Source organism: Bradyrhizobium sp. USDA 376, assembly GCF_054063675.1.
The window spans coordinates 5,368,987-5,395,974 of the sequence record NZ_JBSSGN010000001.1 but is presented as its reverse complement, the minus strand read 5'-3'; the positions used below and the strand labels follow the sequence as shown (position 1 = coordinate 5,395,974).

At 63.1% G+C, this 26,988-nt stretch carries 11 protein-coding genes; 3 read left to right on the top strand and 8 right to left on the bottom strand.

Annotated features, from left to right (window positions below; translation table 11 throughout):
* Positions 1 to 2: 2 nt before the first annotated feature.
* The 3 genes from ACVJ19_RS24800 to ACVJ19_RS24790 form a co-directional block, all read right to left on the bottom strand.
* The gene (locus tag ACVJ19_RS24800; protein ID WP_453951725.1) at positions 3 to 13,172 is read right to left on the bottom strand and encodes a filamentous haemagglutinin family protein; all 13,170 of its coding nucleotides are present in this window, start codon (positions 13,170 to 13,172) and stop codon (positions 3 to 5) included.
* Positions 13,173 to 13,495: 323 nt separating this feature from the next.
* Complete coding sequence (locus ACVJ19_RS24795; RefSeq protein ID WP_453951724.1) at positions 13,496 to 14,287, bottom strand: hypothetical protein; 792 nt, start codon at positions 14,285 to 14,287, stop codon at positions 13,496 to 13,498.
* Between the two features lie 272 nt (positions 14,288 to 14,559).
* Positions 14,560 to 16,068: a substrate-binding domain-containing protein gene (locus ACVJ19_RS24790; protein WP_453951723.1), complete on the bottom strand. Its 1,509-nt coding sequence runs from the start codon at positions 16,066 to 16,068 to the stop codon at positions 14,560 to 14,562.
* A 600-nt stretch (positions 16,069 to 16,668) separates the two neighbouring features.
* Between ACVJ19_RS24790 and ACVJ19_RS24785 the strand changes: the two genes are divergently transcribed.
* The 3 genes from ACVJ19_RS24785 (at position 16,669) to ACVJ19_RS24775 (ending at position 20,772) form a co-directional block, all read left to right on the top strand.
* The gene (locus ACVJ19_RS24785; protein WP_453951722.1) at positions 16,669 to 17,556 is read left to right on the top strand and encodes a peptidylprolyl isomerase; all 888 of its coding nucleotides are present in this window, start codon (positions 16,669 to 16,671) and stop codon (positions 17,554 to 17,556) included.
* 66 nt (positions 17,557 to 17,622) lie between these two features.
* Positions 17,623 to 18,537, top strand: a complete 915-nt coding sequence (locus tag ACVJ19_RS24780) for a glycosyltransferase family 2 protein (RefSeq protein ID WP_453951720.1) — start codon at positions 17,623 to 17,625, stop codon at positions 18,535 to 18,537.
* Positions 18,538 to 18,576: 39 nt separating this feature from the next.
* A complete protein-coding gene (locus tag ACVJ19_RS24775) occupies positions 18,577 to 20,772 on the top strand; it encodes a glycosyl hydrolase family 28-related protein (protein WP_453951719.1) in 2,196 nt (731 codons plus the stop codon).
* 22 nt (positions 20,773 to 20,794) lie between these two features.
* Here ACVJ19_RS24775 and ACVJ19_RS24770 read toward each other — a convergent pair whose 3' ends face one another.
* The 5 genes from ACVJ19_RS24770 to ACVJ19_RS24750 are packed head-to-tail and all read right to left on the bottom strand — an operon-like array spanning position 20,795 to position 26,439.
* Positions 20,795 to 21,910: an acyltransferase family protein gene (locus ACVJ19_RS24770; RefSeq protein ID WP_453951718.1), complete on the bottom strand. Its 1,116-nt coding sequence runs from the start codon at positions 21,908 to 21,910 to the stop codon at positions 20,795 to 20,797.
* Positions 21,911 to 21,938: 28 nt separating this feature from the next.
* Positions 21,939 to 22,901 carry a GDP-L-fucose synthase family protein gene (locus ACVJ19_RS24765; RefSeq protein WP_453951717.1) on the bottom strand — a complete coding sequence of 321 codons (963 nt, stop codon included), beginning with the start codon at positions 22,899 to 22,901 and terminating at the stop codon, positions 21,939 to 21,941.
* Complete coding sequence (gene gmd, locus ACVJ19_RS24760) at positions 22,891 to 23,976, bottom strand: GDP-mannose 4,6-dehydratase (RefSeq protein WP_453951716.1); 1,086 nt, start codon at positions 23,974 to 23,976, stop codon at positions 22,891 to 22,893. The genes ACVJ19_RS24765 and gmd overlap by 11 nt, the downstream gene beginning before the upstream one ends.
* 10 nt (positions 23,977 to 23,986) lie before the next feature.
* Positions 23,987 to 25,420, bottom strand: a complete 1,434-nt coding sequence (locus ACVJ19_RS24755) for an MBOAT family O-acyltransferase (protein WP_453951715.1) — start codon at positions 25,418 to 25,420, stop codon at positions 23,987 to 23,989.
* The gene (locus tag ACVJ19_RS24750) at positions 25,420 to 26,439 is read right to left on the bottom strand and encodes a hypothetical protein (protein ID WP_453951714.1); all 1,020 of its coding nucleotides are present in this window, start codon (positions 26,437 to 26,439) and stop codon (positions 25,420 to 25,422) included. The genes ACVJ19_RS24755 and ACVJ19_RS24750 overlap by 1 nt, the downstream gene beginning before the upstream one ends.
* Between the last annotated feature and the right edge of the window lie 549 nt (positions 26,440 to 26,988).

The window sequence follows — 26,988 nt, the reverse complement described above, 5'->3', positions numbered from 1 at the left end:
TATCATTGCTTACCGTCGCCGGACGATTGCTTGTCGTCCGAAGAGTTTCCCTGGCCATCGCCGCCATAGCCGATCACTTCGACGATGAAGATCGAAGCCGGCTTGGAGTTGCCTGATGCGGTGGGCGCATCGGCCGATTTGGCCGCCGCGCCCGCGGCGTTCGACCCGGCCGTCAGCGCGCCGATGCTCGGGACGGAAATCGCGGGAATTCCGATGGTGCCTCCCTGCGCCTGGATGTTGCCGGCATTGGCGATCACGGGCGCGATGACGACCACGACGCCCGACCCGCCGATGCCCGCCGTTCCGGCATCGATCACGCCGCGGGGCGCCACCAGGTAGATATTCGCCGCCGTGGCCACCCGCGATGCCCGCAAGGTCTGGATGCCCGAGCCGGTCACGAAGCCGCTGAGGTCGATCGACTGGTAGTCGTTCTGGTCGAACAGCACCTGCAGCGAGGGCGCCGACGAAATGGTCTTGGAGCCGCGACCTGCATCGAGGTCACCATTCGAGCTCCACATCAGGATTTCGCCGCCCTGGCTGGTGAGCACGCGGCTCGCATTCACGCGCACGCTTTGATCGGTGAAGGTGTTGATGGCCCCGCCGCCCAGCGTGAGAATGCCAAGATCAGGCAGTTTCAGGGCGGTATTCGGCTCGGTGGCCAGCGAGCCGACGATGATGTTGCCGCCCGGGCCGAAGATCGAGACGTCGCCGCCGAGCTTGGTCTGTATCGTGCCGTGCAGCAGGTTGAGATCGCCGGTCTTGACGAGCTGGCTCGCGCCGCCCGGACCGCCGTCGAGCGCGTTCTGGGTGTAGCCGAAGCTCGCCGGGAACATGGCGTTCACCATTTGGTATCCGCGCTGCGATTTCGTCTCACCGCTCAGCTGACCGACGCCGGCGGCCTTCAGCTCGGCGAAGAAGACCTGGTCGACGAAGACATGCTGGAGATCGGCCGGCAGCTTCTGGAATGCCGCGAAGATGTCTTCAGGATTGTTCGAGCTCGCAGGCTTGCCGACCCGGGCGAGGAAGCCTTGCAGCTCGCTGATATAGTTGTGGGCGACATTCGCCGCGTTAGCGGGATCGACATAGGAATTGACCACCGCCTGGTAGTCGACGCCGAACTTGGTGCCGAACATCGTGATGATGTCGGCGCCGCGGCTGGTACCGGCGGCTTCCGTCAGCAGCGCGTTGCGGCGCGGGTTGCTCTTGGTACCGAGCAGTGCCTGATTGTAGATGCCGATCGAACCGCCGCCGGTGCTGTTGTCGACGTAGAAATTGCCGACGGCGGTCGGACTGGAGTTTCCGACCGATATGATGCCTTCCTGCACCTTGGCTTCGTCGGCGTTGTTGTGGGCCGCGGGAAGGAACGGACCGATGTCGCCGCCGGCCTGCACCACCAGGAAGCCGGGTCCGGCGACCTGCAGCCCGCCGCCATTGCTGTAACCGGTGTAGGTGATGTTCCGGCCCGCGGCGATCGTGCTGACATCGCTGGTGTGGATGTTCTGCACGATGATGTTGAGATCGATGAGGTCGCGGCCCGCATAGACCTTTGCCGGACGGTTGATCTCAATGCGCTGGTAGACGTTTTCGGTGGAGCTGGAGGTTCTTCTGCCGTAACCGCCCGTTGCGGTAATGTCGCCGGTCGCGGCGTAGATCCGGGCGGTCGTATCGAGCCCCACGGCCACATCGTTCTCATGCGCCAGGATCGCGCGGCTGGAGGGATCGTTATTACCACTGTTCGGGCGGAACGGATCGAACGCAACATCGATCAAAGACGGCCCGGCGGAGATGAACGGACGTGGCGTGCCCGGGAGGAGTGTCGTTGAGGTCGTCGGGTAACCAAAAGTGAGGTCGATGCTGCCCTGCGCCAGCAGATTGAACGTCCCATTCTCGGAAGGGCTCAACACGACGCCTGGCATCGGAACGTTTGAACCGGTCAGTTGGGTCGCCGGATCGCTCCTGATGATCTTGGCAATGCCGGTCGTGATCAAATTGCCATCGAGCGCACGCGCATCGAAGCTTGCAGGATACGCCGATGACGCAGCGCCGAGCACCTTGCTGGTGCCGAGACTGGAGTCGCTAATCGTCGGAGGTGCAACGGTGATGGTCAGATCGCCTGCCTGCGCCACCAGCGAGACTTTGCTGTCTGGACCGTAAGTGTCCATGTAGAGCGGTGTCGCAGGGGGGCTAAGCGTATCGAGGGGATTTGCCCTGCTCGGTTGCTGGGCATGTAGCGCAGCTGGGTTGACCACCCCGGCGATCGTGATTGCGCCATTCGCCGTCATCGCGATCTTTCCGGTATCGACAGCGAGCACCGGAACGTCAGGGAGCAGGAGCTCGCTCGTCTTGTACCGGGAAACCGTACCATTCTGACCGATATCGCCGCCTGCCGTGATGGTGGCAGAACCGGAGCCCTCATAGAACGAGCCGCCCCTGATGTCACCGCCGGCACGCACGACCATGTTGCCGCTGCCGTAGAGATGCGCGACAGGCGTGCTGCCCGCGGCCAGACCACCGCTGACCCGGCCGGTCGTCGGCAACGACACCGAAACATCGATGAGGTCGCGCCCGGCGATCACGCTCGCATTGCCACCGGCGCTGAGGAAGCCCTGCTGGAAGCTGCCGTACTGGATCCACCACGCGCTTTGCGAGGCGATTTGAGTTCCCGCAGGCGCGAAGATACCAGCGCCCAAGGGCGTGAGGTTGGCGTCGGGCGTCACTTCGGCAAGCGACAGCAGCCAGGGTTGATAGTATTGCAGCACCTTGTTGTCGGTGGCGCTATGACCTTTGATGTCCCGCTGCGCGTTGATGACAACATCGCCGCCCATTTCCGGGAACGCTGCCGCGGTCGGCGGACCGTAATAGAGGCCCTCGTTGAGGAAAGTGCTGCTAGCGCTATAGCCCAGGACCCGAGGCTCGAAGAAGCCGTTCACCTTGTCGGTGTCAGGCACGACGCTTCCGTTGGCCAGGTGATAGTTCGGATCCGTCAGCCTAGCCGTGTTGACGCCGGCCGCGTAGATTACGCCGGGCGCGGCCGTATCCTTCAGGATGACGTCTTGCGCCGCCGAGATATCGATGTTGCCCGTACCGGTCCGCACCATGGTCGGAAGGTTGACGGACACCGATGTCCCATTCGTAGCGATCAACGATTGCTTGTAGGTGGCGTGCTTGTCGACGATCACGTCCGCCGCCTTCGTCGGCAGCACGGCTGAGGGGTTGGCGCTTGCGAAGTCGGCACCGGCGGTGAGCCGATAGGACCAGGACGATGGCGAGGTCACCAGCCTGATGACCGGACTGGATGTATTGCAGTCGGCAACGCAGACGCGCAAGGCATGCGGGAACAGATCCGCGTTGGCGAGATCCTCCGTGGTCGGGCTGACGCTATTGGCCGCATCCTTGTAGGGTGCGATCGGGCCGCCCGTATAGTCGCTCAGATAGTAAGTGTAGGGGGCGCCGCCCTTTGCATCGATCGTGCGGGCGGTGGCGCCGAGCTTGCTGATATAGGACGGATCCTGATAGTCGCCGAACTGGAAGAAGCCGTCCGAAATCGAGGCGTTGACGTTGATGTTTCCGGCCGCACGCAAGGTCAGCGCGCCCGCATCGACGCCGCCCCAGGGTGTCGCCAGACGATAGTTGAAGCTGATGTAGCTGGAATTCGGATCGTAATAGGATTTGCCGGCGTAGGAGACCAGCCCGCCGGCCGTTCCCGCCGCCAGATTCCAGTTGCTGCTGACCGTGATGTCGCCCTTGGAATTCACGAGCTCGACGCCTGGCTGCACGTGCACGACGCCTGCCCCGAGGCTCTGCACGAGCGGGTCGAGCCGCGTGAAGAGATTGCTAAAGCCGTAGCTCTGCCCGTTATTGGTCCACCTGCCCTGAGTGATCTGGGAGATCGTATCCCCGAAGAACGCATGGCCCGTGCCGGCACCGCCGGTGAAGCTCGCGACGCCATCCTTACCCTGGTTTGCCGGATCGAATGCGAAGACACCGCTCGAGGTCGCCGGAATGTAGTCCGCCGTATCAGGCACGAACTGGGGCGTGCCATTGATCAGCTTCGTCGTCCCCGACAGGTCCGTCAGTTTCTCGAAATTGACGGTGGCGGTGCCGGAAGAAACAGAGACGAGCGAGGTGCCGTCGAAACCGGTGCTACCGGACGGAAGGGACAGCTGGGCCGAAATGATCTTCAGGGTCGATCGCGGAATGATGTTGAACTGGAGAGCATACGGCACGTCAACTTCATTACCCTGACTCATGACGCCTGCAATTTTTACCGTCGCCACCCTAGTCGTGTAGCCGGTACCAGGATTGGTGATTGTGATCGAAACGGTCCCGCTTGCATCGACTGACGCGAAGCCCTGAGCCCTGACGCCTCCCGGTGTCTGCGGGTCCGGGAAGGTGACCGGAATGTTCGTCTGACCGGGCGTGAGCTGATTAAACTCCGTGATTTGCTTCGGGACGAAGGTTTCAATCCCCATCACGAAATTGACCGTCGCAGCGATGGCGCCGGAGGTGTTGGTCACGAACGCCGGGCTCGGGGCGCTGGCGAACCCGCCGGTGGCCCCGGTAATGCTCGAAATCTTCCAGCCTGAGACGTTCGTCCACGTCCCTTCAGTCGCCGGGATGAGATTCCCGTTCTGGTCAACGCCCTTGTACCAGCCGGCGGTGTCGATCGTTCCGAACCAGCCGAGGCTCGATCCGTCGATGCCGTGCGTGCCCGCCTGGGTGTCGAACGCGACGAAGCCGTTTACCGCGACGGCGCGCGCTCCGACGATGCTGGTCCTGGACCGGTCGTTGACGTTGTTGGTCGCATCGAGGACGGGAAGTTCGTTGTAGGTCTTGTCTCCGTCGGCGTAATAGTTGAGGCCGTTGGGGCCATTGGGGTTCGTGGTATTGCTGAGGGCGACGATCTTGACGTCGTTGTTGCCGTCAAGCGGTGCGCGGAACGTCACCGTGCCGCCGCTCAAGCCACCTTTGGTGCCGCCCGACACGTTGATCTGCGTGCCCAGCTGAAGGAAAATCTTCGACTTGGCAGCCCAGCTGATTCCAACGGTGACGTCGCCACCGCGTTCGTCGGCGTGAGCGGTCGAGGCGTCGATCACGCCGCTGCTCGCGAGCAGGACCGCGTTGGCGCCATAGAGCGAAACCTTGCCGCCGGCCTGACCATTGCCGTCGAGCGAGTAGCCGCCATAGCCGGTGGCGTCGATCCGGCCGCGAATCTTGATCTGGCCGGATTGCCGGCTGGGATCGCTGCTCCAGGACGGATCGTCGGCCGTCAACGTGATGTCGTGAGCCTTGAGCGTGTGGTCTTGCAGCAGCTCGAGGTTTCCGGTGCGGGTGTGAATGTCGATGGCCCCGGTCACCCCGCCGTCAAGCAGCCGGTCGGCCAGCGCGGTCAGATCGGCTTTCCCCTTGATGTCGAGCTTGAACCTGCCGCCGAGGCCCGGGCCGCCGGCACCGCGCAAGGCGCCATTGAGCGTCGCATTGCCGCCGAACGTGGATGCGGGATCGCCGAGCGCGGTCACCTCGATCGTGCCGCCATAGCCGAGCCCGCCCGCCGGCTGCGCGACGTCGATGACGCTGAGTGCATCGGTGTAGACGTTGCCCTTGTCGGATTTGAGCACGACCTTGCCGCCCGACAGATAGGTGTCGACGTCGACCAGGGTCTTCTTGTATCCGCCCGCTGCAAGATAGGCGCGGGGCGCCAGCCACACATCGCCCGCGGTGGCCTCAAGCGCGATGGTGCCGGCCTGCGCCTGGATCATGCTGCCGATCACGACGTCCGCCCCGGTGAGCGACAGCTTGCCGCCGGTCTCGGCACTGTCGGCCGGCCGCGCCAGCGGCGGATCGCGCTGCAGGATATCCGACAGAACGATATGACCACGCGTCGTCACGGCGAACGAGCCGCTGCCCTTCGAGGTCGCGCCTGCGACGAGAACATTCCGTGTCGCGAGGTTGAGGTCGACGGCGTCGTTGCTGCCGCCAAGCGTCAGGCTGCCGGACGCGGCGACGAATACGCGATTGGCTGCGGTCATGAAGACCTCGCCGTAGCCCAGCATGGTCTGCGCGCCGCCGCCGAGGACGATCTCGGACGCATCGAAGCCCAGCTTGTATCCGCCAGTTGCGGGCGCGACGGTCGAACCGCCCGCGGCACCCGTATTGACCAGCGTGATCGAGCTGTCGCTCCCGTTCGCGGAGATTTTGGCGCTGCCTCCGTTGTCGGCCCGCACGATCCTTGCCGCGTCGAGAGTCAACTTGGAAACTGCGCCCGGATTGTAGTCGCCATAGAGCGTGATGTCGCCCGAAAGCGCCTTCAGCGACAATTCCTTCACGTCGGCGAATTGTTGGTTGTACAGAGCAACGCTCTTGTCACCGACGAGCGTGGGTGAGCCGAGGGCGATGGTCCGCGCCGTCACGTTGAGCTGTTGCAGATGAATGTCGCTGCTGTTGCCCACGATCGCATTGGTCGACGCGGTCGCCTGCATGGTCGCGGACTTGGCGGTGACGCTGGCACCGGACTCGATCACCAGGCGCCCGGCATCGGCGGGCAGCAGAAGCGAGCCGTTCACGGCACCGGGCACTTTCGGATCGGTGCTGGACGCGAACTGGATCGAGAGCGACGGCGGAGCCACTCCGCTCGGGCCTGAGACCTTCAGGCTCGAATCGTTGGTAGCGACGAAGAGCGCGCCGAGGCCCTTGGTCTGGTTGGCATAATTGCGCAGCAAATCGCCGACGGTGCCGATGTTGCGATAGACGCTGCCGTCCGGATTGAGCACGAAGCTGCCGTCGGCGTTCTTGACGAAATAGTCGAACTTCGAGATGTCCACCCCGGTGATGACGGTGCCGCTCGGATCGAGCGTTCCGCCCAGCGCTGCTGCGATTTGCTGGGCCGTGGTGGGCGTGCCGTTCGCGGGATCGGCGAAATAATAGCTGCGGCCGGCGCCGGCATGGACGATGCCGGTGGTCTTGATGACGCTGCCGGTCGCGATCCTGACCGTGCCGCTGTCCGGGCCCGGCGCATCGATCTGGTTTTCCACGACGACGGTCTGGCCGTTCACCGTCAGGGTCTGGGGGATCGTCTGAGGCTGCGAGGACGTCGGGACCCCGGCGACGAGTAGGATTTCCGGCGCGCTCAGCGTCTCGCCGTTCGTATCGACCAGCACGGAGCTGGCGGTCGGCGTGATCAGCGTGCCCTTGGTCGTATCGCTGCGCAAGCCACCGATCAGGATGCTCTCGAAGCCGTTGAGCTCGGAGGCATCAAGTCCGACATAGCTGGCAGGCGTCTCGTTGTTGAGATATCCGGCATGGCCGAGAACGGCGAGCTTGGGCGCGCTGATGTCGAGCTCGCCACCGCGTCCGAGATTGCCCTTGTCGTCCTGACCTGGCTGGGTCAGGGCGATGCCCTTGAGCAGGATCGTCTGCTGGGCAAGGACGGCGAGACGGCCGGCGTCCATCGGCAGCCGCGGCACGGTCGTGCCGTTCTTCGCCGCGAGGCTGGTGAAATAGCTGTTGGCGCGGTTGAAGCTGTACTCGCTATATTGCCGCCAGACCGAATTGGTCTGCACCGCGAACATGCTCTGGCCCGACGATTGCTTTCCGGGCATGGTCGACTGCGTGTAGTGACCCCTGACCAGCACGGTGCCATCAGGCAGGGTCGTCGTCGGCCGGTTCACGCCGGTGTTGTCGCCATAATAGACCACGCGCATCGCGCCCGGCAGGGTCGCATAATGCGCGGGATAGAGCGTATAGGTCCCGGCCGGAATGCCGTTGCCGCCGTCAATCGTGATCTGGGTGCCGGCAAGCGGATAAGTATCGCCTGCGGTGACGGTCTTGCCGAGATCGGCGCTGGTCGCAGCCGTCATGTGAATGTCGAACGCCGCCACCGCATCTCCTGACGGCAGCAGAGCGTAGACCGTCTGGCCCAACGGCGTCGTGGTCAGCGTATCGCGCGAACCGCCCTTGCCCTGGATCCATTCCATCGCCTGCAGGTCGCCACCGCCGCGCAGATCGATGGTCGAGCCGTCCTGCCGTTCCACGTTCTTTCCGGCGAGCACGATGCCCTTCGACGACGGCTGCGCCAGCGGATTGGTGCTGGAATTGTAGTACCAGCCGCTGCCGTCCAGCGTGGCGCCATACGGCACGGTCGTATCGGCGAGTGTCACCGAGGTCAGGCTGCCGGGCAGAAGGCTCACCGACTGGGTCACGATCGGCGAGACAGCCGTATCGGTGTTGCCGAGCGCGATCTTGCCGAGCGGCGCGAACAGATTGCCGCCCTGCTCGATCGTCGTCGCATGGACGTTGAGGCCGCCGCCGGCGGACAGCGGCGTGCGCGTCTTGCTTCCGGCCGGCGCCGCGAAGGTCACCTTGCCCGGCGTCTGGATGGTGAAGTTGACGGCGGAGACCGGATAGATCCGCTGCGCGGACAGCAGGAGATCGCCGAACGACGACATCTTGCCCGTGAATGTCGCGGGATCGGAGGGTTGCGTTGCGCCGGCCGGGACGATGCCATTCACGACCTTGGGGGTGCTGAGGCGGATGTCGCCGCCGCTGAGCAGGCTCACCTTGCTGAAGCCCGAGAAGGTGGCGCCCTCGACGTCGATCGTCTTGCCGCCGACGGTCAGCGTGCTGCCGCCCGTTGCGGTCGGAAGACCGCCGCCCGTCAACAGCACATAGGACGCCGAGATATTGGCATCGACCGAACTCGTCGGGGCCTGGATCACGCCGGCGGCGATCTCCAGGCGGTTGGTGACGGTCCAGTCGAGCGGGCCGGTAATACTCAGGAAACTATATGACGGCGCCGAGTAGGCGTTGCCGTAAATCGTGCCGGGCACGTCGTTGAAGAACCGCGCCGCACCGCCCGTTCCGGACGCCGCGTAGAGGTAGACGTTATCGAACTGCGAGAGCTGGTCAGCCGCAACGAGCAGCGACGACGGCGCAGCCCCGGCGCCCTGCTTGAAGGCCGCCACGGCGGCGTTGACGTCCGTCGTGTCCTGCCGCAGCTGGATCACGCCGCCGCCGAGCCGGAGGGTGCCGCCATTGGCGCGCGCATCGACCTGCGTGGTGCCGTCGGCTGCGACATATCGGCCGCCGGCGGCAGCAAAACTGCCGCCCCAGGCAAAGCGCGACACATCCACGTTCACCGTGCCGGCATCGCTCCACGACCACAGCGACGACGTGGCGCCGCGCGCGCCTGCCACCTGGACGAAGCCGGCGGCGCCGGAAATGTCGACCTTGGCGCCGGCATCGGACACGAGATAGTTCAGACTGCTCGGCGCGCCGTAAGCGTAGTTACCGCCGCCGGTTTCGACTGCCGATCCTGCTTCGACCGCGAAGGTGCCTCCGGCGACATAGGTACCGCTGATCGCTGCTTTATTGGTCAGGCCGAACATCGAATTGGCAACGAAGGCGCCGGAGAGGTCGACGACCGCCTTCGCGCCGAGATGCGTCTTGAGCGCATTGATGAAGACGGTGCCGCCGTGATCGACGATGCTGCCGAGCAACTCGACGTTCTGCGCCTGAACCGTTCGCAGCGGATCGGTCGCAGCGAGGTTCCGGTTGGCTTCACTGACCGCGGCGAAGGTGATCTTCGCCTTCGGATCGGTGACGATGCTCGCGCCGGTATCGAGCTTGATGTTGTCGGCCTTCAGCGTGAGATCGACCGGCTTGCGCTGGTCATCCGGAAGCAGCGCCAGCGGCGCGCCCTGCTGGCCAAGCCTGGTGCCGGTCGCGGTGCTTCCGTAATAGGCGAGGCTCGACAGGTTCTGCTGTTGCAGCGACAGGCTGGTCCCGGACGAAACAATGATGTTGGCAGCCGCGCCGGACCAGTTGTCCGAGAGGGACTCGATCGCATAGCTGCCGAAGCCGCCGCCGGTGAGCAGCGATGTGGGAAGCGTGCTCGGCACGCCGCCGATGCGGATCGACGATGTCTCGCCGGACTTCAGCGCGCCGCCGATCCGGATAGTATCGACACCGGCCAGCCTCAGGCTGCCGTTACTCTCGAAGCCGTAGCCGAGCAGTTTGCCGTCAAGCTGCAGCACGGCGGCCGAGCCTTGAGTTGGCGCGTGCGGACCGAGTTGAGGGTCCCACGTAGGCCCCTGATAGAGCGCGAGAGCGATGCTGCCCGCTTTGCCCGCCATCAATCCGGTGGATACGGTCTTGGCCTTGCCTTGCGGCGAGATGTATCCACCGCTCGATACGTCGAGCACGCTGCCCTTGGCCAGCAGGATGCTTCCCGTCGCATCTGCGTAATTGTTGTTTCCTGCCGGCGTACTGTCCTTGTTCGTCGTGATCGAGATTGTGCCGCCGTCGATGAAGGCGGGGCCCGACATGTCGGTGGTCGTGCGACCGGTATCGTTGACGAAGCGACCGCTGACGTCGAGCGTGCCCGCGACGAACACGTTGGCAGCAATCACCGCGCCGGATTGATCGTTCGGCGCTTTGAACAAAGGCACATTGACAAACTTCGTCCGATCCGTCTTGAGATCGATCGATCCCCCTGCCGCGGCCACCGATCCGGCGATGTCGATCGCGCCGCCGGCAAGGACCGAGAAGGTGCCGCCGGCCGCAAGATTGAGCGCGCTGCCGCTCGACACCACGACGTCGTTGGCGGTGATGGCGAGCTGGCTGAGCCCGTAGCCGGACAGCGCATCGGCCGACAAATTCGTCGTGACGGCGCTTTGCGAGGTGTAGTTGGCCGATGCCGCGCCGCCAATCTGGACGCTCGACGGCGTCGTCAGGTCCAGCGTCCCCTGCAGGGGGAGCTGGCCGCTGTTGATCTGGCGTTCGCCCGCCACCGATCCGAAATACATCGTGCCGGTGAGAAGAGGATTGACGGTGCTGACGATGACGCTGCCGGCATCGTACCCCTCGCTATAGCCGGGCGAATAGATCTGCGTTCCCGTCGACCAGGTTTCGGTCACGCCCCAGCGCGAGTGATTGCGCGTGAACTGGCCCGCGATTCCGAGATAGGTCATGTTTGGATCGGCGTTGGCCATGCTGTAGATGCGGCCATCGGCGCCGATCAGGCGGGTGGCGTTCACCATGCCGCTTTCGAACTTGACGCCGCCACCGGCCACGTTGACGATCGAGCCGGCGGTCTGGACGCCGGCTTTGGCGTCGATCAGATCCGTCTTCAGGGTCACGCTGCCGCCGACCGTCATCAATTGATAGATGCTGCGGCCGACATTGCTCAAATAGCCGCTGGCATCCGCCAGCGGCGTGCCCACCCATTTCGTGCCGTCGGCGCGCGTGCCTGAGGCACGGATGTCGATATAGAACGTGCTGCCGTACAGCGTGGCCTCGTAGGGCGAACGCTGCAGCGGCATGTCCGCGTATTCCGCAAGCGGCTTGAAAGCAATGTAGTTGTAGCTCGCAGGCAGCGAGACGTTGGCAAGACCAGCAACATCGACGACCGCGCCGGGCGCAAGGAGAACCGTCTGCGGCGCGCCGGGAGTATTCGTGCCAACGTTCCTTTGCCCCGAGTCGACCGCATCGGCGCCTTGGTTGAACAGGCGCACCAGCGGATTCTGGTAGACACCAGAAGAAGTCTGACCAAGATTGATGGCGCGAAGCGTCACCTGCGCCGACGGCGCAGAGATGAGGCCGCTGGCGCCGACCGCGACCGTGCTCTGGGCGCTCAGCTCGATATAGGCTGGCGTGAATTTCGCCACCGTGCTGCTGCTGCTCGGCCCGCTCGCCAGCGGCTGGCTTCCATCATCGACCGGAAGACTTGAGATCACGCCATTCATGGCGACGCTGGTCGCGCCGCGCAGCAGCACCATGCTGTTGCGGCCGATGCTGGTATCGACCGAGATCACGCCCTGCACGAGATTGCCGGCTGCGTCCTTCAAGGCGCCGCCAGTCGCGTCGGTCGGATTATCGACCGAGATCCTGTCGCCGGTCATGACGACGATGCCTTGCGAAGCATCGATCAGGCCGTCGTGTCGCACGGCGCCGGTCCCGGCCAGATACCTGCCTGTCTGCCCGTAACCGTTGGTGTCTGGATCGGTTGAGTCGTAGTTGGAGTCGAAGTGAGAGACCCGGAACTCGGCACCGCGGAACTTGACGAGAGCGCCAGAAGAATCCTTGCCGAGCACGTTCTCCGGCAGACTCGAGAAGCCGTAGGGAACGAGGTCGATCGAGCGCGCCGCCACCATGGCGACCTCGCCGGTCGGCACGGTGATGGAGCCGGAATTGCTGACATTGGCACCGAACAAATACACCGAGCCTGGCGAGCCCAGCGGGACCTGGTCGGTTGCAATGCCGGCCTTGATCGAGGCGCCACGCTCGACCGTGATGTCACCCGCGACGATTTTGGTCGTCTTGCCGCCGGCCGCATCGTAGATCGAGAACGAATTGAGCTCGGCGATACCGGTGTTGAGGAAGAAGCGGTCGCGCTCGGCCTGGTCGGTGCCGAGCTTTCCGATATCGAGGCTGGAGGCGATCAGCGTGTGCACGTTGACCTGCGAGCCGGCGCCGAAAATGATGCCGTTGCGATTGATGAGGTAGACCGCACCCGGCGCGTTAACCTGGCCGAGAATCCGGGTCGGCGAGCCCGAGGCGGGATCGACCCGGTTCAGCGCGATCCAGTCGGATGCACCTTGCTTGAAGTTGACCGTCGTGTCGGCGCCGACGTTGAACGTCTTCCAGTTGAGGATCGCCTTGGACTGGGTCTGCTGGATATCGACCGTGACCTTCGGGCTGTTGGATTGAACGGTCTCGACCGGCCCATTGGCACCGGTCCAGCTCGAGTCGGTCTGCCAGGTCGTGGTCGTGCGTGTGCAGGATACCCCGCAAGACACGGTGCTCGTCGAGGAGCCGGCGGGATTGAGCTGCATCAGTCCGCCCGCCGTCACCCCGTTGGGAACCGACGACTGAGCCGCCCTCGCCGCCGCGGCTGCGTCCAGCTGCAGATTGCGCGCGGCGTTCAACGCCGCCGCGGCGCGGGCGAGCGATTCCTGGGCTTGCGCCGCGGCGCCGGCGGCCTGCTGCGCGGCGGCGAGGCCTGCCTGCACCGCAGCCGCGGTCGGCGCGACCGTGTTGGCGCCGGGCGTGAGGCTGCGCGCCTCTCCGAGATCGCTGACGGCCATCAGCGCGAGCAGGCTGACGCTCCCGAGCAGGATGTTGTTGAGCGCGCGGCGCATCAGGACGGGGCGAACAAGGGTTTCGCGAGGGGCCACGCTGCACTTCCCAACTGTCAGGATCGTCCTGGCCGGACGATCAAAGCCGCCCGACGGGGGCGGCCAGAAACTCGCGTGGCATTTACCGATCGTTTACTAACATTCTTGTGTCAAACATGTATCAAACACGGATGATATGATGCCGCACGCCGGATTTCGTTGGGTCTGCCGCGCCAGAGGGTCTGCCCACAAAGGGACGGCGATAATTCGCTATGTTATAGAGCGATATAGCGGCCCGCGGCGCGGTTGCGTCCGGCACAATCTCTCGTGACCTGGTGCCGGAGACGCACGGCCGGCAGCCGCGCCTGGCCCTTCGGTCGGGCCTACTGCATCCTGGTCGGGAATGGTCCAGCCTGCTGGAACGGGTTGCCGGCCGCGGGCTGCTGCTGGAATGAGGGCGGTCGCACCACGATCGTCGCGCCGGATGGAGGCGGTCCCATCGGGGCCGCGATAGGCGGGGCTTGGCCGGTCAGGCTCGTCTGGAGCGGCGGAGGATTGCCCGAGGCCGCTGGCATGGTTGCAGCGGCCGGCATCGCAAGCGGCGGCGCGCCGCCGGCTTTCATGTCAGGGGACGGCATTGACAGCACGGCGGTGTCGAGACCGCGCGCAAGCTCTACTTCGCGCGGATTGACGTCCCGCAGAACCCAGCCCTTGTGATTTTCCCCGGCCTTCAGCCGCACCACGCTCTTGGTCGCGGAATCGAGAAAGAGACCCATCTTTTCGCGGCTCCCCGCGACGGTGCCGAGCAACGAGAGCTGCGGCTTCTCGGGCTCGACCGGCTTCGGCGGCGGAAGCGGTGCGGCGACGGGCTGCGGCGCGAGTGCCACCGCCGGCGGACGCCTGGTCGGCGCGAACAACGGCCGCTCGCGCGTCGCCGTCAGCCGGTTGAGCGGCTTGCCCCATAGCGGGTTGCCGGTCGGCTGCGGGTCCGCCGGTGCGGTTGCAGCCGCCGGCGGCGGCATCGTCGTGACCGGGTTTGGCGCCGGAGTGGCCGCAGCTGGCCGCGTGGCGAACAAATCCTCCTGCGGCTCCGCACCGCGCGACTCGACCGCAGATGGCGCATTGACCGCTAGCGCCCCGCCATTGGCGATCACCAGCACAGCAATCAGCGTCAACCCCTGCATCGACATAGCCGCAACCGCCCTCTCCGTACGTCAGCCACCGTGTGATCATGTAACGATCGCATGTCGCACCTGAACGCCGTCCTTGCCAAGGTTCGGGCTAGCGCTAGTAACGTCCATTGTTATTGATTATGTGACTTCAACATGACGATGCGGCGTTTGCCTTCGTCGAAAGCGATCGCCGAACAAGATAAAAATGCACCCGGCAATGCCGGGTGCACAGATCTTGTCGGATCTTTAGCTCAGGCCGAAGCCCGAACGTCAGATCAGTAGGCGCCGACCTTGCCGGTGCAGCCGCCACTGCCGGTGAACTTCGGACCGTAGGTGGCGTCGGTCAGCAGCGCGTAAGCCTCCTGGTTCCATGCGGCCGGGAGCTCGGCAAAGCCGTTCTCGTGCAGGATCGCGAAGGCGTTCGGGCTGCCGTAGACGTAGTTGAGCCAGGTCATCACCCAATTGTAGCCGTTGATGCCGTTCGCGTGCTGCTGGTAGCACTGGTACATCAGCAGCCAGGTGAAGCCGGAGATCGGGTAGGAATCCGGCAGGACCGGGTTCGACACGACGCCCTGGAGGCTCCAGGCCAGCGGGTTGGCGCGGTCAGCAGCGGTGGCAAAGCGAGGAACGGCCGAGCTCATCGCAGTCTTGGCATTCTGATAGCTCGGAGCGTGGAACTGGCCGGTGCCGACGGTGAGATCCCACTCGTGCAGGTTCGCCGTCTTCATGCCGCCGACGCGGACGGGCAGCCAGTAGTCCGACGAGGCATAACCCATGGCGCCGTTGGTCGAGCCCACGAGCGCGACGAGGTTACCGCTGCCCGAAGCGTTGGCGAAGGTGCCGCCGCCGGGATTGGCAACCGTGCCGGAGCACTGGTCGGTCGGGAACTGATCCGGCCAGTTCAGCAGGTTCGCACCAGCCGGCAGCAGCGGCTGCGAGCATGAGCCGGCACGATCCGTCCACGGGAACGCGTAGGAGACGACCGTCGAATTGGTCTCGTTCATCGGGCCGAACTGGTAACGGCACTGATCGACCAGGGCGTTGGAGAACAGGAATGTGGTGCCGCTGCCGTCAGTGCGGTGCACGAAGGTGATGTTGCCGGTGCCGAGCGTGCCGCCGTTGAGCGCGGTGAGGATCGGGTTGTTCCACTTGGTGATGTGGCCCGACACGATGCCGCACAGAGCCTGACGCGACAGGTTGAGACCGCTGCTGCCGCCCGCCGGGGTGGCCGGGAGGATGTTCAGGTTGGCACCGGTGCCGTCCTTGCCGTTGAACCCGATCGCGACGGGGCCGACGAGCGTGGGGATCTGGACGATGTTGCCGAAGGTCGCCTGATTGCCGGCGTTGTTCCAGGCGGTCACGTCAGCAGCGTTGATCACGTCGTCGCTGCCGGCGAACTGCACGCCGTCCCAGTCGGAGACGTTGTTGATGCCGAAGGTGCTGTCGGTATAGGGAACCGTAGTGCCGGGGGGGTTGGTGACGCTGGCCTTGTTGTTGGTGCGGAGCACCGTCTTGCCGTTGCCCGAACCTGTGCCGGCATAGAGGATCACGCCGCCGAAGCCGCTGCCGTTGAAGGCGGCGCAGTTCGCGGCCTTCGCATACGGACCAGGCTTGCCCGAGCTGCCCTGCGCCTGGTTGTACATGCAGTCCATCAGCTGCCGATAGGCAATCTGAGGGAACGTCGCGCCGGCGCCGAACGCCAGTTGTGCTTGCGCGCCATGGGAAGCGATGCCCGCGCAGGCAAACGCAACCGAGCCCACCAAGATATTCTTCAAGTTCCGCATATCGAAAGACCTCCTGATTATTCTACGAACTTCGCGCGTGCCCCAGGGCTGCGCATCGAAGTCGCGCGCAAGCTAGTCGCGATATGTGAGGCTTTCGTTGTCCTTTTGTGACTTATGTTATTTCATCTCACATAGATAACACATCGAGCGCGACGCGCGACGCAATATCCCGCGTGAAATCAGCGCCGTCCGATCAATCGCACGCTCTGCAGATTTATTGTTATCCACATGAGTCACGTGAGATCGGCGCGCCCATCTCATATTAAACGGGTGCGCACGCACTCAATACGATGCTGATGCGGGGGCGCCCCAAGGCGATTTCAGGTGCGCCTCAACCGCGATCAGACGAAGACAAGGGCGGTGGCGTATTGCTGCGCCTCGGCGCGTCACCGACTTGTCTTTTTGATATCATACGGTCGTTACGATCACTTCGTTAAGAAGCTGGCGTCTTAACAAAGGGTGCACCCGCGGCCGCAATGAGCGTCGTCGACAGCGTGTTTCATTCTGCGGCCGCGTCACCCGATCAAGCCAACTCAGTAAGATAAAGGACCTTACGTGATGAAGGTTGTGTCCGCTTCTCGCGCGTCGAATCCGCTCGCCATGGCACGAGCCGCTACGGCTGCCATCCTGCTTGCTGCTGTCCTCGGCACGACGGGACCGACCTTCGCCCAGTCTCCGGCCGCCGACCGCGTCGTCGCCGTCGTCAACGGAACGCAGATCCACGAGAGCGACATCAAGGTCACCGACGAGATGGTCGGCCGCAACCTGAACAGCCAGGACCCGGTCGAAAGACACGATGTCATCCTGAAGATGTACATCGACACGATCCTGCTCTCGAAAGCGGCGAACGATCGAAAAGTCGTCGATGAGGCGGACCTTCAGCGCCGGGTGACCTTTGCGCGCAATCAGGGCCTGATGAACAATCTTCTGTCCATTGTCGGAGAGCAGGCTGTAACGGACGAATCGATCCGCAAAGCCTACGAGGAGGTCGTGGTGAAGGCGGCAAACAACGAGCCGGAGCTGCACCTGCGTCACATCTTCTTCCTGTTCAAGGACGCAAAGGACGACGCTGCGGTAAAGGAAGCCGAGGGAAAGGCCAAGGCGGCCCTCAAGCGAATCAAGGCAGGCGAAGACTTCGCGGCCGTCGCCGCCGACGTGTCCGAAGATCCGATCACCAAGGTCAAGGGCGGCGATTTCGAATGGCGCGGACGGGCCGAAATGGGCGAGGAATACGCCAAGATCGCCTTCACGATGAAGAAGGGAGAGGTGTCGGAGCCGATCAAGACGGCGGTCGGCTGGCACATCATCAAGGTCGAGGATCAGCGCGCGCGCACGCCGATCGCGCTCGACAAGATTCGCGGAAGGGTCGCAGCGATGGTCGCGGCCAACGCCCAGTTCGAATTCGTCGACAAGCTGCGCGCAGAAGCCAAGATCGAACGCTTCGACGTGCAGCAGGCTTCGGACAAAGCGGCGCCGAAGCAAAATTGAGCGGCCGGATGATGTGCCCACATCAACCGCGTCATCGGGCATCATGATGATGGCAGGCATCGAGACATGAGCCTTGCCGTCATCATCCTGACCCACAACGAAGAGTGCCACATCGCGCGCGCCCTCGCCTCGGTTGCCGGAATCGCAACCGAGGTCTTCGTCGTCGACAGCTTCTCGACCGACCGGACCGTCGAGCTGGCGCGGGCACGGGGCGCGACCGTGTTGCAGAACAAGTTCATCAACTACGCCCGGCAATTCCAGTGGGCGCTCGACAATGCGCCGATTTCAGCGGCTTGGGTGATGCGTCTCGATGCGGACGAGGTGATCGAGCCTGATCTCGCCGTCCGGCTTCGCGACGAACTGCCGCGTCTCGGCGACGACATCGTCGGGATCAATCTCAAGCGCAAGCACATCTTCCTCGGTCGCTGGATTCGCCACGGCGGACGTTATCCGCTGTTGCTGCTGCGGATATGGCGGCGCGGTCACGGCCGCATCGAGAACCGCTGGATGGACGAACACATGATCCTGTGGGGCGGCGGAACCATCACGCTCGACGGCGGCTTTTCCGATCACAATCTCAAGGACCTGACTTTCTTCACGGACAAGCACAACAAATATGCGACACGCGAGGCGATCGACATCATCAACCAGCGCCGTCGCTTGTTCCAGCGGGACGTCGACCTCGCGACTGAAGAAGGCTCGCGCCAAGCCGCGATCAAGCGCTGGATCAAGGAAAAGATCTACAACCGCATTCCGTATCAGATCAGCACACCGGCCTACTTCCTTTGGCGCATGACCTTGCAGCTCGGCTTTCTCGACGGCAAAGAGGGGCTCGTCTATCACGCGCTGCAGGGGCTCTGGTACCGGTTCCTGGTGGGCGCCAAAGTGGCTGAATTGGAGGCGGCGATCGCACATATCGAAGATCCCGAGCAGACGCGCGCCGAACTGCGTCGTCTGACCGGGCTCGCGATCGAGGCTTGATCGTCGCGGCCCCTCGCAATCCCAACAACGGCGGCAGACATGACCTGGAAGCGCGCAAAACTCGTCGCCCTGTTTCAACTTTTCTGGTTCGCGAACGCGAGTGCACAGCCGGCGATATTCTGGTTCAACGATCCCGTCGATCCCGACGAGACCGTACTCGTCACCGGCGCAGATCTCAATGAAGTCACATCGGCAACCATTGCCCGCGTCGATGAGCAGGGATCGAGCTCCAAAGCGGAGCGGGAGACGTCCGTCGAAATTCTCCAGGCGAACCCGCTCTCCCTGAAGTTCATCATCCCCAGGGATTTCACACCCGGCATTTACCGATTCACCCTCAATCACGCCGGAGGATCGCTGACCGGCCGGGTCAATCTTCCGACGATCTACTGGACGCAAGGAGACCTGGGTGACGCCGTGTCCCCCGGAGGCACGATCCAACTGTTCGGCCGCAACATCGTCCGGCAGTCGAACCACGCGCAGCTCGAGCTGCGACCCGATGGTGGCGGCGCGCCGGCCAGGGCTATTCTGGCCAAGGGCAATCTGTGGCGCGGCGGGTTTCGGCTTCCTGATCGGTTGGCGTCCGGCCGTTACAAACTGCGCTTGTTCAACGGAAACGGCGGCAGCGGTGAATGGGTCGACGCCGGCAGCATCACCGTCCGGAAGCCCGATCCCGAGCCGACGCAATCATTCGATGTCCGGGCCTATGGCGCGATCGGAGACGGCAAGTTCGACAATACGCGCGCGGTCAGGGCCGCAATCGACGCCGCAAGCCAGGGCGGCGGCGGGACCGTCTACTTTCCGCAAGGCCGCTATTTGATCTCGGACATGCTGGTCATTCCGCCGCATGTCAGCATCCGTGGTGAGCGAACCGACCTCGTCAATCTTCTCTGGCCGGATCTTGCCAGTCCTCCGGTCGCCCTTTTGCAGGGAACGTCCCACTTCTCGATTGAAGACGTGACGATCTATGCCTCCAATCACCTGCATGTCATCTCGGGCGGCTTCGTGTTTCGCGACACGCAAGCACCCGATGCGGGCGACATCGCCATCCGGCGCGTCCGCATCCGCGCCTCCGCCTTCCGCGTGCTGCTGGACGTCGAGACCGCCGTCAAGCGCATGAAGGAATTCCACCAGCTCTTCTCAGAGGGCGCTCCGGATACCATCCGCCTGACTGGAAGCAGGATCGATGTGTCGGATTGCGATGTCCTCGGCTCCGGCAATTCCCTCCGGCTGTTCAAGGCAAGCGACGCCGTTGTTTTCGGCAATATTCTAAACAGCGGGCGGGACGGCAGCTATTACGTTCTCGGGTCGCGCCGGGTCATCTTTGAGAATAACGTCGTGACGGGCGCCGATCTCCAGGCAACGGGCGGGGGCATCACCACCCTGTCAAGAATGGTGACATCGTCGGAAAACATTTTCGCAGGAGGCAATTCGTTCAAGGGAATTTACGGCCTGGATCGCGAAGGACTGACCAGCGACGGCCCGAGCGGCTATTATTTCGGCCATGTCGTGAGCAACTCCCCCGACAATCTGGTTCTGACCGCCCCCTACACCCCTCCCCCGTTCCAGGACTGGATCGGCGCCATGGTGATGGTGGTGAACGGCCGCGGCGCGGGTCAATATGGCCGCATCGTATCGACGGCAGGCTCGGCGCCCGGAATGTCGATTACACTCGACCGGCAATTGCAGGTCGCGCTCGACCGGACGTCGGAAGTCACGATCGTTCAGGCTCATGAGAACTACCTGATCATCGACAATTTCTTCGAAGATACCGGCGTGGCGGCGCAGAGTTTCGGCACCGCGCTCGGTCATGTCATCGCCGAGAATCGCTCGAACAGAACGAGCGGATTCGCCGCGATCGGACAGTTTTACGGCCACTTTCAACCGTGCTGGCGCGTCCAGATACTCAACAACCATATCCTCGAAGGAAACGTCTACCGGGCGGGCCCGGACAGAAATGTCATTTCGAATGAGGCCCTGATCTTCGTCCGCGCCAACCAGGTACCCGCCGCGGCCGGGCGGCCGCCGCTCGTCCAAGCGATTATCGTTCGCGGAAATCGCCTCGACCAGGACGCCCATATCCAGGTCGAAGGCCTCGCCGGCGCTTCGTTCGGCGTTCGTGATGTGATCATCGAGGCGAATACGACAGGCCCGTCTCGCATGGGAATCGTCGTCGATCGCGGCGTCGCCTCATGGCTTGGTCGCCGCAACGTCGAGGGACGGCGCATCGCGCGATAGGCCGCTTCCCGCCTGCCGGCGATCAGCGAGGCGACAACTTTGTCCGCCTTCCGGAGCTGGTTGAGGGAAACAGCGCGAGGCTATCGATCCACCGGCGAGCAGGCGTCTCGATGAAAAGGTACGAGATGCAGGAGACCGCAAAGACGCTCGCATAGCACACGACGCCGATGACGAGCATCAGGCCGGCGCCCGCATGCAGCACCTTGTCGCCGATCCCGTTGATGAGGACCGTGATCAGGATCGAATGCCACATATATATTGAGTATGTGAGCTGCCCGAACGGTGCGAGCCACCTGACCGCCGATCCGACCGAACCTTGCACGTCGGCCGCAATCGCTGATCCCGCCACAACATAGACAAGCACGAGACTCACGATATCGGGCATTCCCGTCGTCATCACAGCCACGGCGATCGGCAGAGATGCGGCCAGGAAGAGCCCAGGCCTGGGGATGCAGCGCAAGTTATCCCGCCAATAGAACAACGATATCCCGATCAGGAACGAGGGCAGCGCCCTGGGAACGGGCGCGAGCAGCTCCCACGCGCCGCCCTCGACCCGATGAACCACCGCGACCACAAGAAGCGCGGCTATGGTCGCGCCAAGAAGGCCCGTCTTCGTCCTGTACCCGACCCACGCAAGCAGCGGGAACAGCATGTACATGACCATTTCGGCGCCGATCGACCATGAAACACCATTGAACGATATGCCGTTGCCACAGCTTACGATCGCATGGAGAAAGACGGCCGTCTGCGCAATGCAGCGCAGGTCGAACGAGGGCATGCGATTGACCGTTTGCCCCAGCGCGGCCGCCGTGCCGATGATCGTGATCGACACGATCAGCGTAAGGAGGTGAAGCGGCACCAGTCGCCCCACTCTTCGCTGCATGAAATTGCCAAAATCGGCGAAACTTCCGATCTTGCCGCAATACACATAGGCAATCACAAAACCAGAGATGACGAAGAACAAATCGACGAAGAGCGACAGGCCCCTCGTCTGCTCGTTCAGCGCATCGCGAAACGCCTTGGGCACAAAATATTCTATCGAATGATACGCTACGATGCCTGCGGAGGCGACGAAACGCAGAAAGTCCAGATTGAGCAGCTCGCCGGACGCCGGGCGCAGCCTGGAAAAGAGTTGCATTCCGGGGCCCCACATTTGCCGCTTCGCCTCAGCCTACGGCCGCTGGGAGCAAGAGATCCTCCTGCTTCCGCAGAAAAGCCTCGTAGGCAAGCCGCAGGCCCTCGCGCAGAGAAGTCCTGGCGCGCCACCCGAGCTGCATCAGGCGGCTGACGTCGAGTAGCTTGCGCGGGGTGCCATCGGGACGGGTCGTATCGAATTCGATCGCGCCATCATATCCGACGGTGATCGCGACCTCGGCGGCGAACTCGGCAATGGTGATGTCTTCGCCGGTCCCGACATTGATCGGCTTGTCGCTCGAATAGCCCTTGATCAGGAAGACGCAGGCGTCGGCGAGGTCGTCGACATACAGAAACTCACGCCGCGGGGCGCCGGTCCCCCACACGACGACGCTCTGCGCCTTCGCCAGCTTGGCTTCATGGAATCGCCGTATCAAGGCGGCGACGACATGACTGTGCTCCGGGTGATAATTGTCTCCGGGACCATACAGATTGGTCGGCATCACGCTGATGAAGTCGACGTTGTATTGTCGGCGATATCCCTCCGCCAGCTTGATCCCCGCGATCTTCGCGATCGCATAAGGCTCGTTGGTCGGCTCCAGCGGCGCCGTGAGCAGCGCTTCTTCGGTGATCGGCTGCGCGGCCAGTCGCGGATAGATGCAGGACGATCCCAGGAACATCAGCTTGTCCGCCCGGTTCACATAGGCTGCGTGCATGACGTTGGTCGCGATGACGAGGTTGTCGTAGATGAACTCACCGCGCAGCGCATTGTTGGCGGCAATGCCGCCGACCTTTGCCGCCGCCACGAACACCACCTGCGGGCGGTGAGCGGCGAACCATCGGTTTACGGCCTCCTGGTTACGCAGATCGAGCTCGGCGCGTCCGGCAGTCAGCAGCCTGACATTCTCCCGAGTGAGCCGCCGCTGCAGCGCGCCGCCGACCATCCCCCGGTGTCCGGCGATAAAGACGCTCTTCCCGTCCAATTCAATGGGCATAGCTGGCAACGGCGGCCTCCCTCTTGGCGATTGCCAGATCGCTTGCAACCATCTCCTTCACGAGCTGGGCAAAGCTCGTCTTCGGCTTCCACCCGAGCTGCTCGCGCGCCTTGCTGGCATCGCCGATGAGCAAGTCGACCTCGGTCGGCCGGAAATAGGCGGGATCGACTCGAACAAGGGTCCTGCCTGATCGCCGGTCGACGCCCGTCTCTTCGATCCCCTCGCCCTTCCACTCGATCTTGCGATCGACTTCAGCGAAGGCCGCCTCGACGAATGTGCGGACTGCATAGGTTTCGCCGGTCGCCAGGACGAAATCGTCGGGCGAGTCGGCCTGCAAGATCATGTGCATTCCGGCGACGTAGTCGCGCGCGTGACCCCAGTCGCGCTTGGCGTCGAGATTTCCGAGATAGAGACATTGTTCGAGGCCGGTCTCGATCCGCGAGACGGCGCGCGTTATCTTTCGGGAAACGAACGTCTCGCCGCGGATCGGGCTTTCATGATTGAACAGAATCCCGTTCGAGGCGAACATGCCATAGGCCTCGCGGTAATTGACCGTGATCCAGTAGCCGTAAAGCTTGGCGACACCATAGGGTGAGCGGGGATAGAACGGCGTGCTCTCCCGCTGCGGCACCTCCTGAACCAACCCGTAGAGCTCGGAGGTCGACGCCTGGTAGAAGCGCGTGTCTCGCTCCATGCCGAGGATGCGGATCGCCTCGAGCAGTCGCAGTACGCCAATGGCATCCGAGTTCGCGGTATATTCGGGCGTCTCGAAACTCACCGCGACATGGCTCTGCGCCGCAAGGTTGTAGATTTCGGTCGGCCTGATTTGCTGAACCAGGCGAATCAAACCGGCCGAGTCGGTCATGTCGCCGTAGTGCATCAGGAAGGGCACGTCGCCCGAGTGAGGATCCTGGTACAGATGGTCGATCCGCGCCGTGTTGAAGGACGACGAGCGTCGCTTGATCCCGTGGACGGTGTAGCCGAGGCCGAGGAGATATTCGGCGAGGTAGGCACCGTCCTGCCCTGTGATGCCGGTCAGAAGCGCAACGCGGCCCTTGGATACTCTATTCAACATGAGGTCAGCCCTAAAACTGGAAGTAGATGAACTCTATCCGGCCCATCACACCGAAAAGCAAAACGTAGTAGCAGAGCCCGACGCCGGCGGCGGTCGGCAGCCTGGGCAACGACGCGAGCGCGACGAGCCGGTCCGGCCGATAGGCGATATGCCAGTCGATGATGAAGAGGACACAGAGCGACACGCACAGCGTGGCGAGTTCGAAACTCGGCAAGCCCAGAACCTTGAACGTGCCGTACGACAGAGGTCCGAAGCTTCCGAAGCTCTGGAACATCGCGACAGCATGGCCAAAGGTCGGCGCGCGAAAGATGATCTCGCCCATGGTGAAGATCGAAACCGCCCAGAAACAGCCGAGCACGGTCGACAATCTCGGTCCGAGCCACTTTTCCGGTTGGATCGCTCGCGACACGTAGCGTTCGACCAGCAGCCAGACGCCGTAATAGAAGCCCCAGGCGATATAGGTCCACGCTGCGCCGTGCCACAGGCCACTCGCCAGCCAGACGATCATGATGTTGCGCGCCGCCTTGACCTCGCCGCCCTTGCTGCCGCCGAGCGGGAAATACAGATAGTCGCGGAACCACGAGATCAGCGAGATATTCCAGCGCCGCCAGAGCTCGCTGATGCTGGTCGAGAAGAACGGCTGACGGAAGTTGATCATCAGATCGAAGCCCATGATCCGGGCGACTCCGCGCGCGATGTCGGAATATCCCGAAAAGTCTCCATAGACCTGGAGAATGAAGGCCAGCGCGGCGATCAGATTGTACGTGCCGGAATAGGCCTGCGGCTCGGCGAATATGCCGTTGACGATCGGCGCCAGGGCGTCCGCGATGCACATCTTTTTGAACAGTCCATAGCCGATCAGCCAGAGCCCGGGCGGAATGTTCTCGAATCGCAGGCTCTGCGCGCGGTGGAATTGCGGCAGCATGTGCGGCGCGCGCTCGATCGGCCCCGCCACGAGCTGGGGGAAGAATGCGACATATTGCGCGTAGGCGATGAAATTTCGCTCGGCCTCGATACGGCGGTTGTAGACGTCGAGCGTGTAGCCGATCGACTGGAACGTGTAGAAGGAAATGCCGACCGGCAGGATGATGCCAAGCGCGTAGTCGGGCAGATGGTGGCCGAGCAGGCCGGACAGTCCGATCACGTTCGCGATCATGAAGTCGAGATACTTTACCGTGCCGAGCACGCCGAGATTGATCGTCAGCGCCGTGATCATCGCGGCCTTGCGCCCGGACTCCGTCCGCGCATTCGCCATCGCCAGCGCGGTCGTGTAGTCGACGATCGTGGTGAGCGCGAGCAACAGCGCGAAGGACGGTCGCCAGCCCATGTAGAACATGTAGCTGCCGATGATCATGATGAACGGCTGCATGCGCGCCGGCAGCGAGAAATACACCGCCAGGAAGGCGGCGAAGAATGCGAAGAACTCGAAGGAATTGAACAGCATCAGTCGACCACTCCGGTGCTCTTCAGGAGCCTCGCGAGATCAGCCGTGTAGGCCAGCGCGCCCTGCAGATTCATGTGGACGGGATCGGCAAACAGCGCGGGCGGATAGTTGTAATAGTCCGGTCCCATGATGCGGATGCGCGGGTGATCCGACAGGGTCGTCAGCCGGGCGTTGTCCGCGGCAGGTGCAGGCGCGAACTCGCCGATCCGGTGCGGCACCGGAATGAAGACGACTTCGAAGCCGTATTTCGTCGCAAGCTGATCGAGACGCGAGCGCACATAGGATTTTTCCGGGAACTTGCGCTGATCGATGCGGTTTGGACGATCCGACGGCAGCGCGTAGTCATCCGGCAGGCGATCATTGGCGTAGTGGCTCTGCGACTTGATGAAGTAGTAGCCGCGCTCTTCGAGCATGTTGTCGTGCTGCTCGCCGACGTCATGAACCGCCTCTGCGAGCCTGTTCCTGTTCATGAATAGGAACATGACGGCATCGCGCGGAAAGGTGCGGAACGGCATCACCGACTTGGCGATCTCGAGATCGTTGCGCAGGAACTCCATGAGGCCCGGCTTGTCGAGCTTCTTATCCCAGGGCAGCGTCAGGAAGACATGCGTCGGAACGTTGCCGGCCTCCAGCGCAGCCTCCAGAATGGGAAGAAACTGCTCTTCGCCGGGAAGGCCGAGATTATAGGACCGGAATTCAGCGCCCATCGCCGCATCGAGCTCGCGCGGCCGCACGGACGTTAGCGCCTTGCTGTGACCGAATACCATGACGCGGTAGCGGTGCTCAGAATCGAACATGTGCCCCCGTACCAGGGTGTCGAACTTCGCATCCGCGATCACGACGGAACCAGGCCGCATGAACGGCAGCAGGATGTAAGCCGTATAGAGCGACAGCCATACCGCCACGAACAGGAGAACGAAGCCGACGACCGGTTTCCACCACTGACCCGCATCGAGTGCGGACCGCTCTCGCTCAACGGTCGGCAGCACCGCGGATGACGATGGGGAGGTATAAGACATAGCGACGCCTCGTTCCTGAACTACCTCGAAAGCAGGGAAGATCAGAACTTCGGCGTCGACGCAGCCCTCACGCATCCGGCAATTCGCTGACCGGCGAATTCGAAACAGCCTGCGCACGATCTCCGAGCGCCGCGATGCGGCCTCGACTTCCGCGTCAGGATCAACTGCGTGTGCAGTCGGGCGGGATTGCGTATGCCTCAGCAAGCCGGGCGTATCGCTTCACCAGCCAAGCCCCCGACTGGATCGGCGGCCCGACACACCTTCGTCCAATCCCTCGAAATTTCAGCCCCGCCATCACCATGTTATACTTGATGTGACGACTAACAGAGCAACATTACAGTTTGACGATGCGCGTGCCAGCAGCTTGGTCGTTCGAGCCACAATCGCCGCCACCCGGTGAATTTCGCATCATTATTATGATACTGTCACACATGAAATGATATCACGCTTCAGCGCAACGGCTCAGAGCTGTGCTGGAGCGTCGATCTTGTAGTTTGCCTGCGCTGGGGCTGTGGGGCTGTTGCAGTCGATCCTACCAGGCAGTGGGAA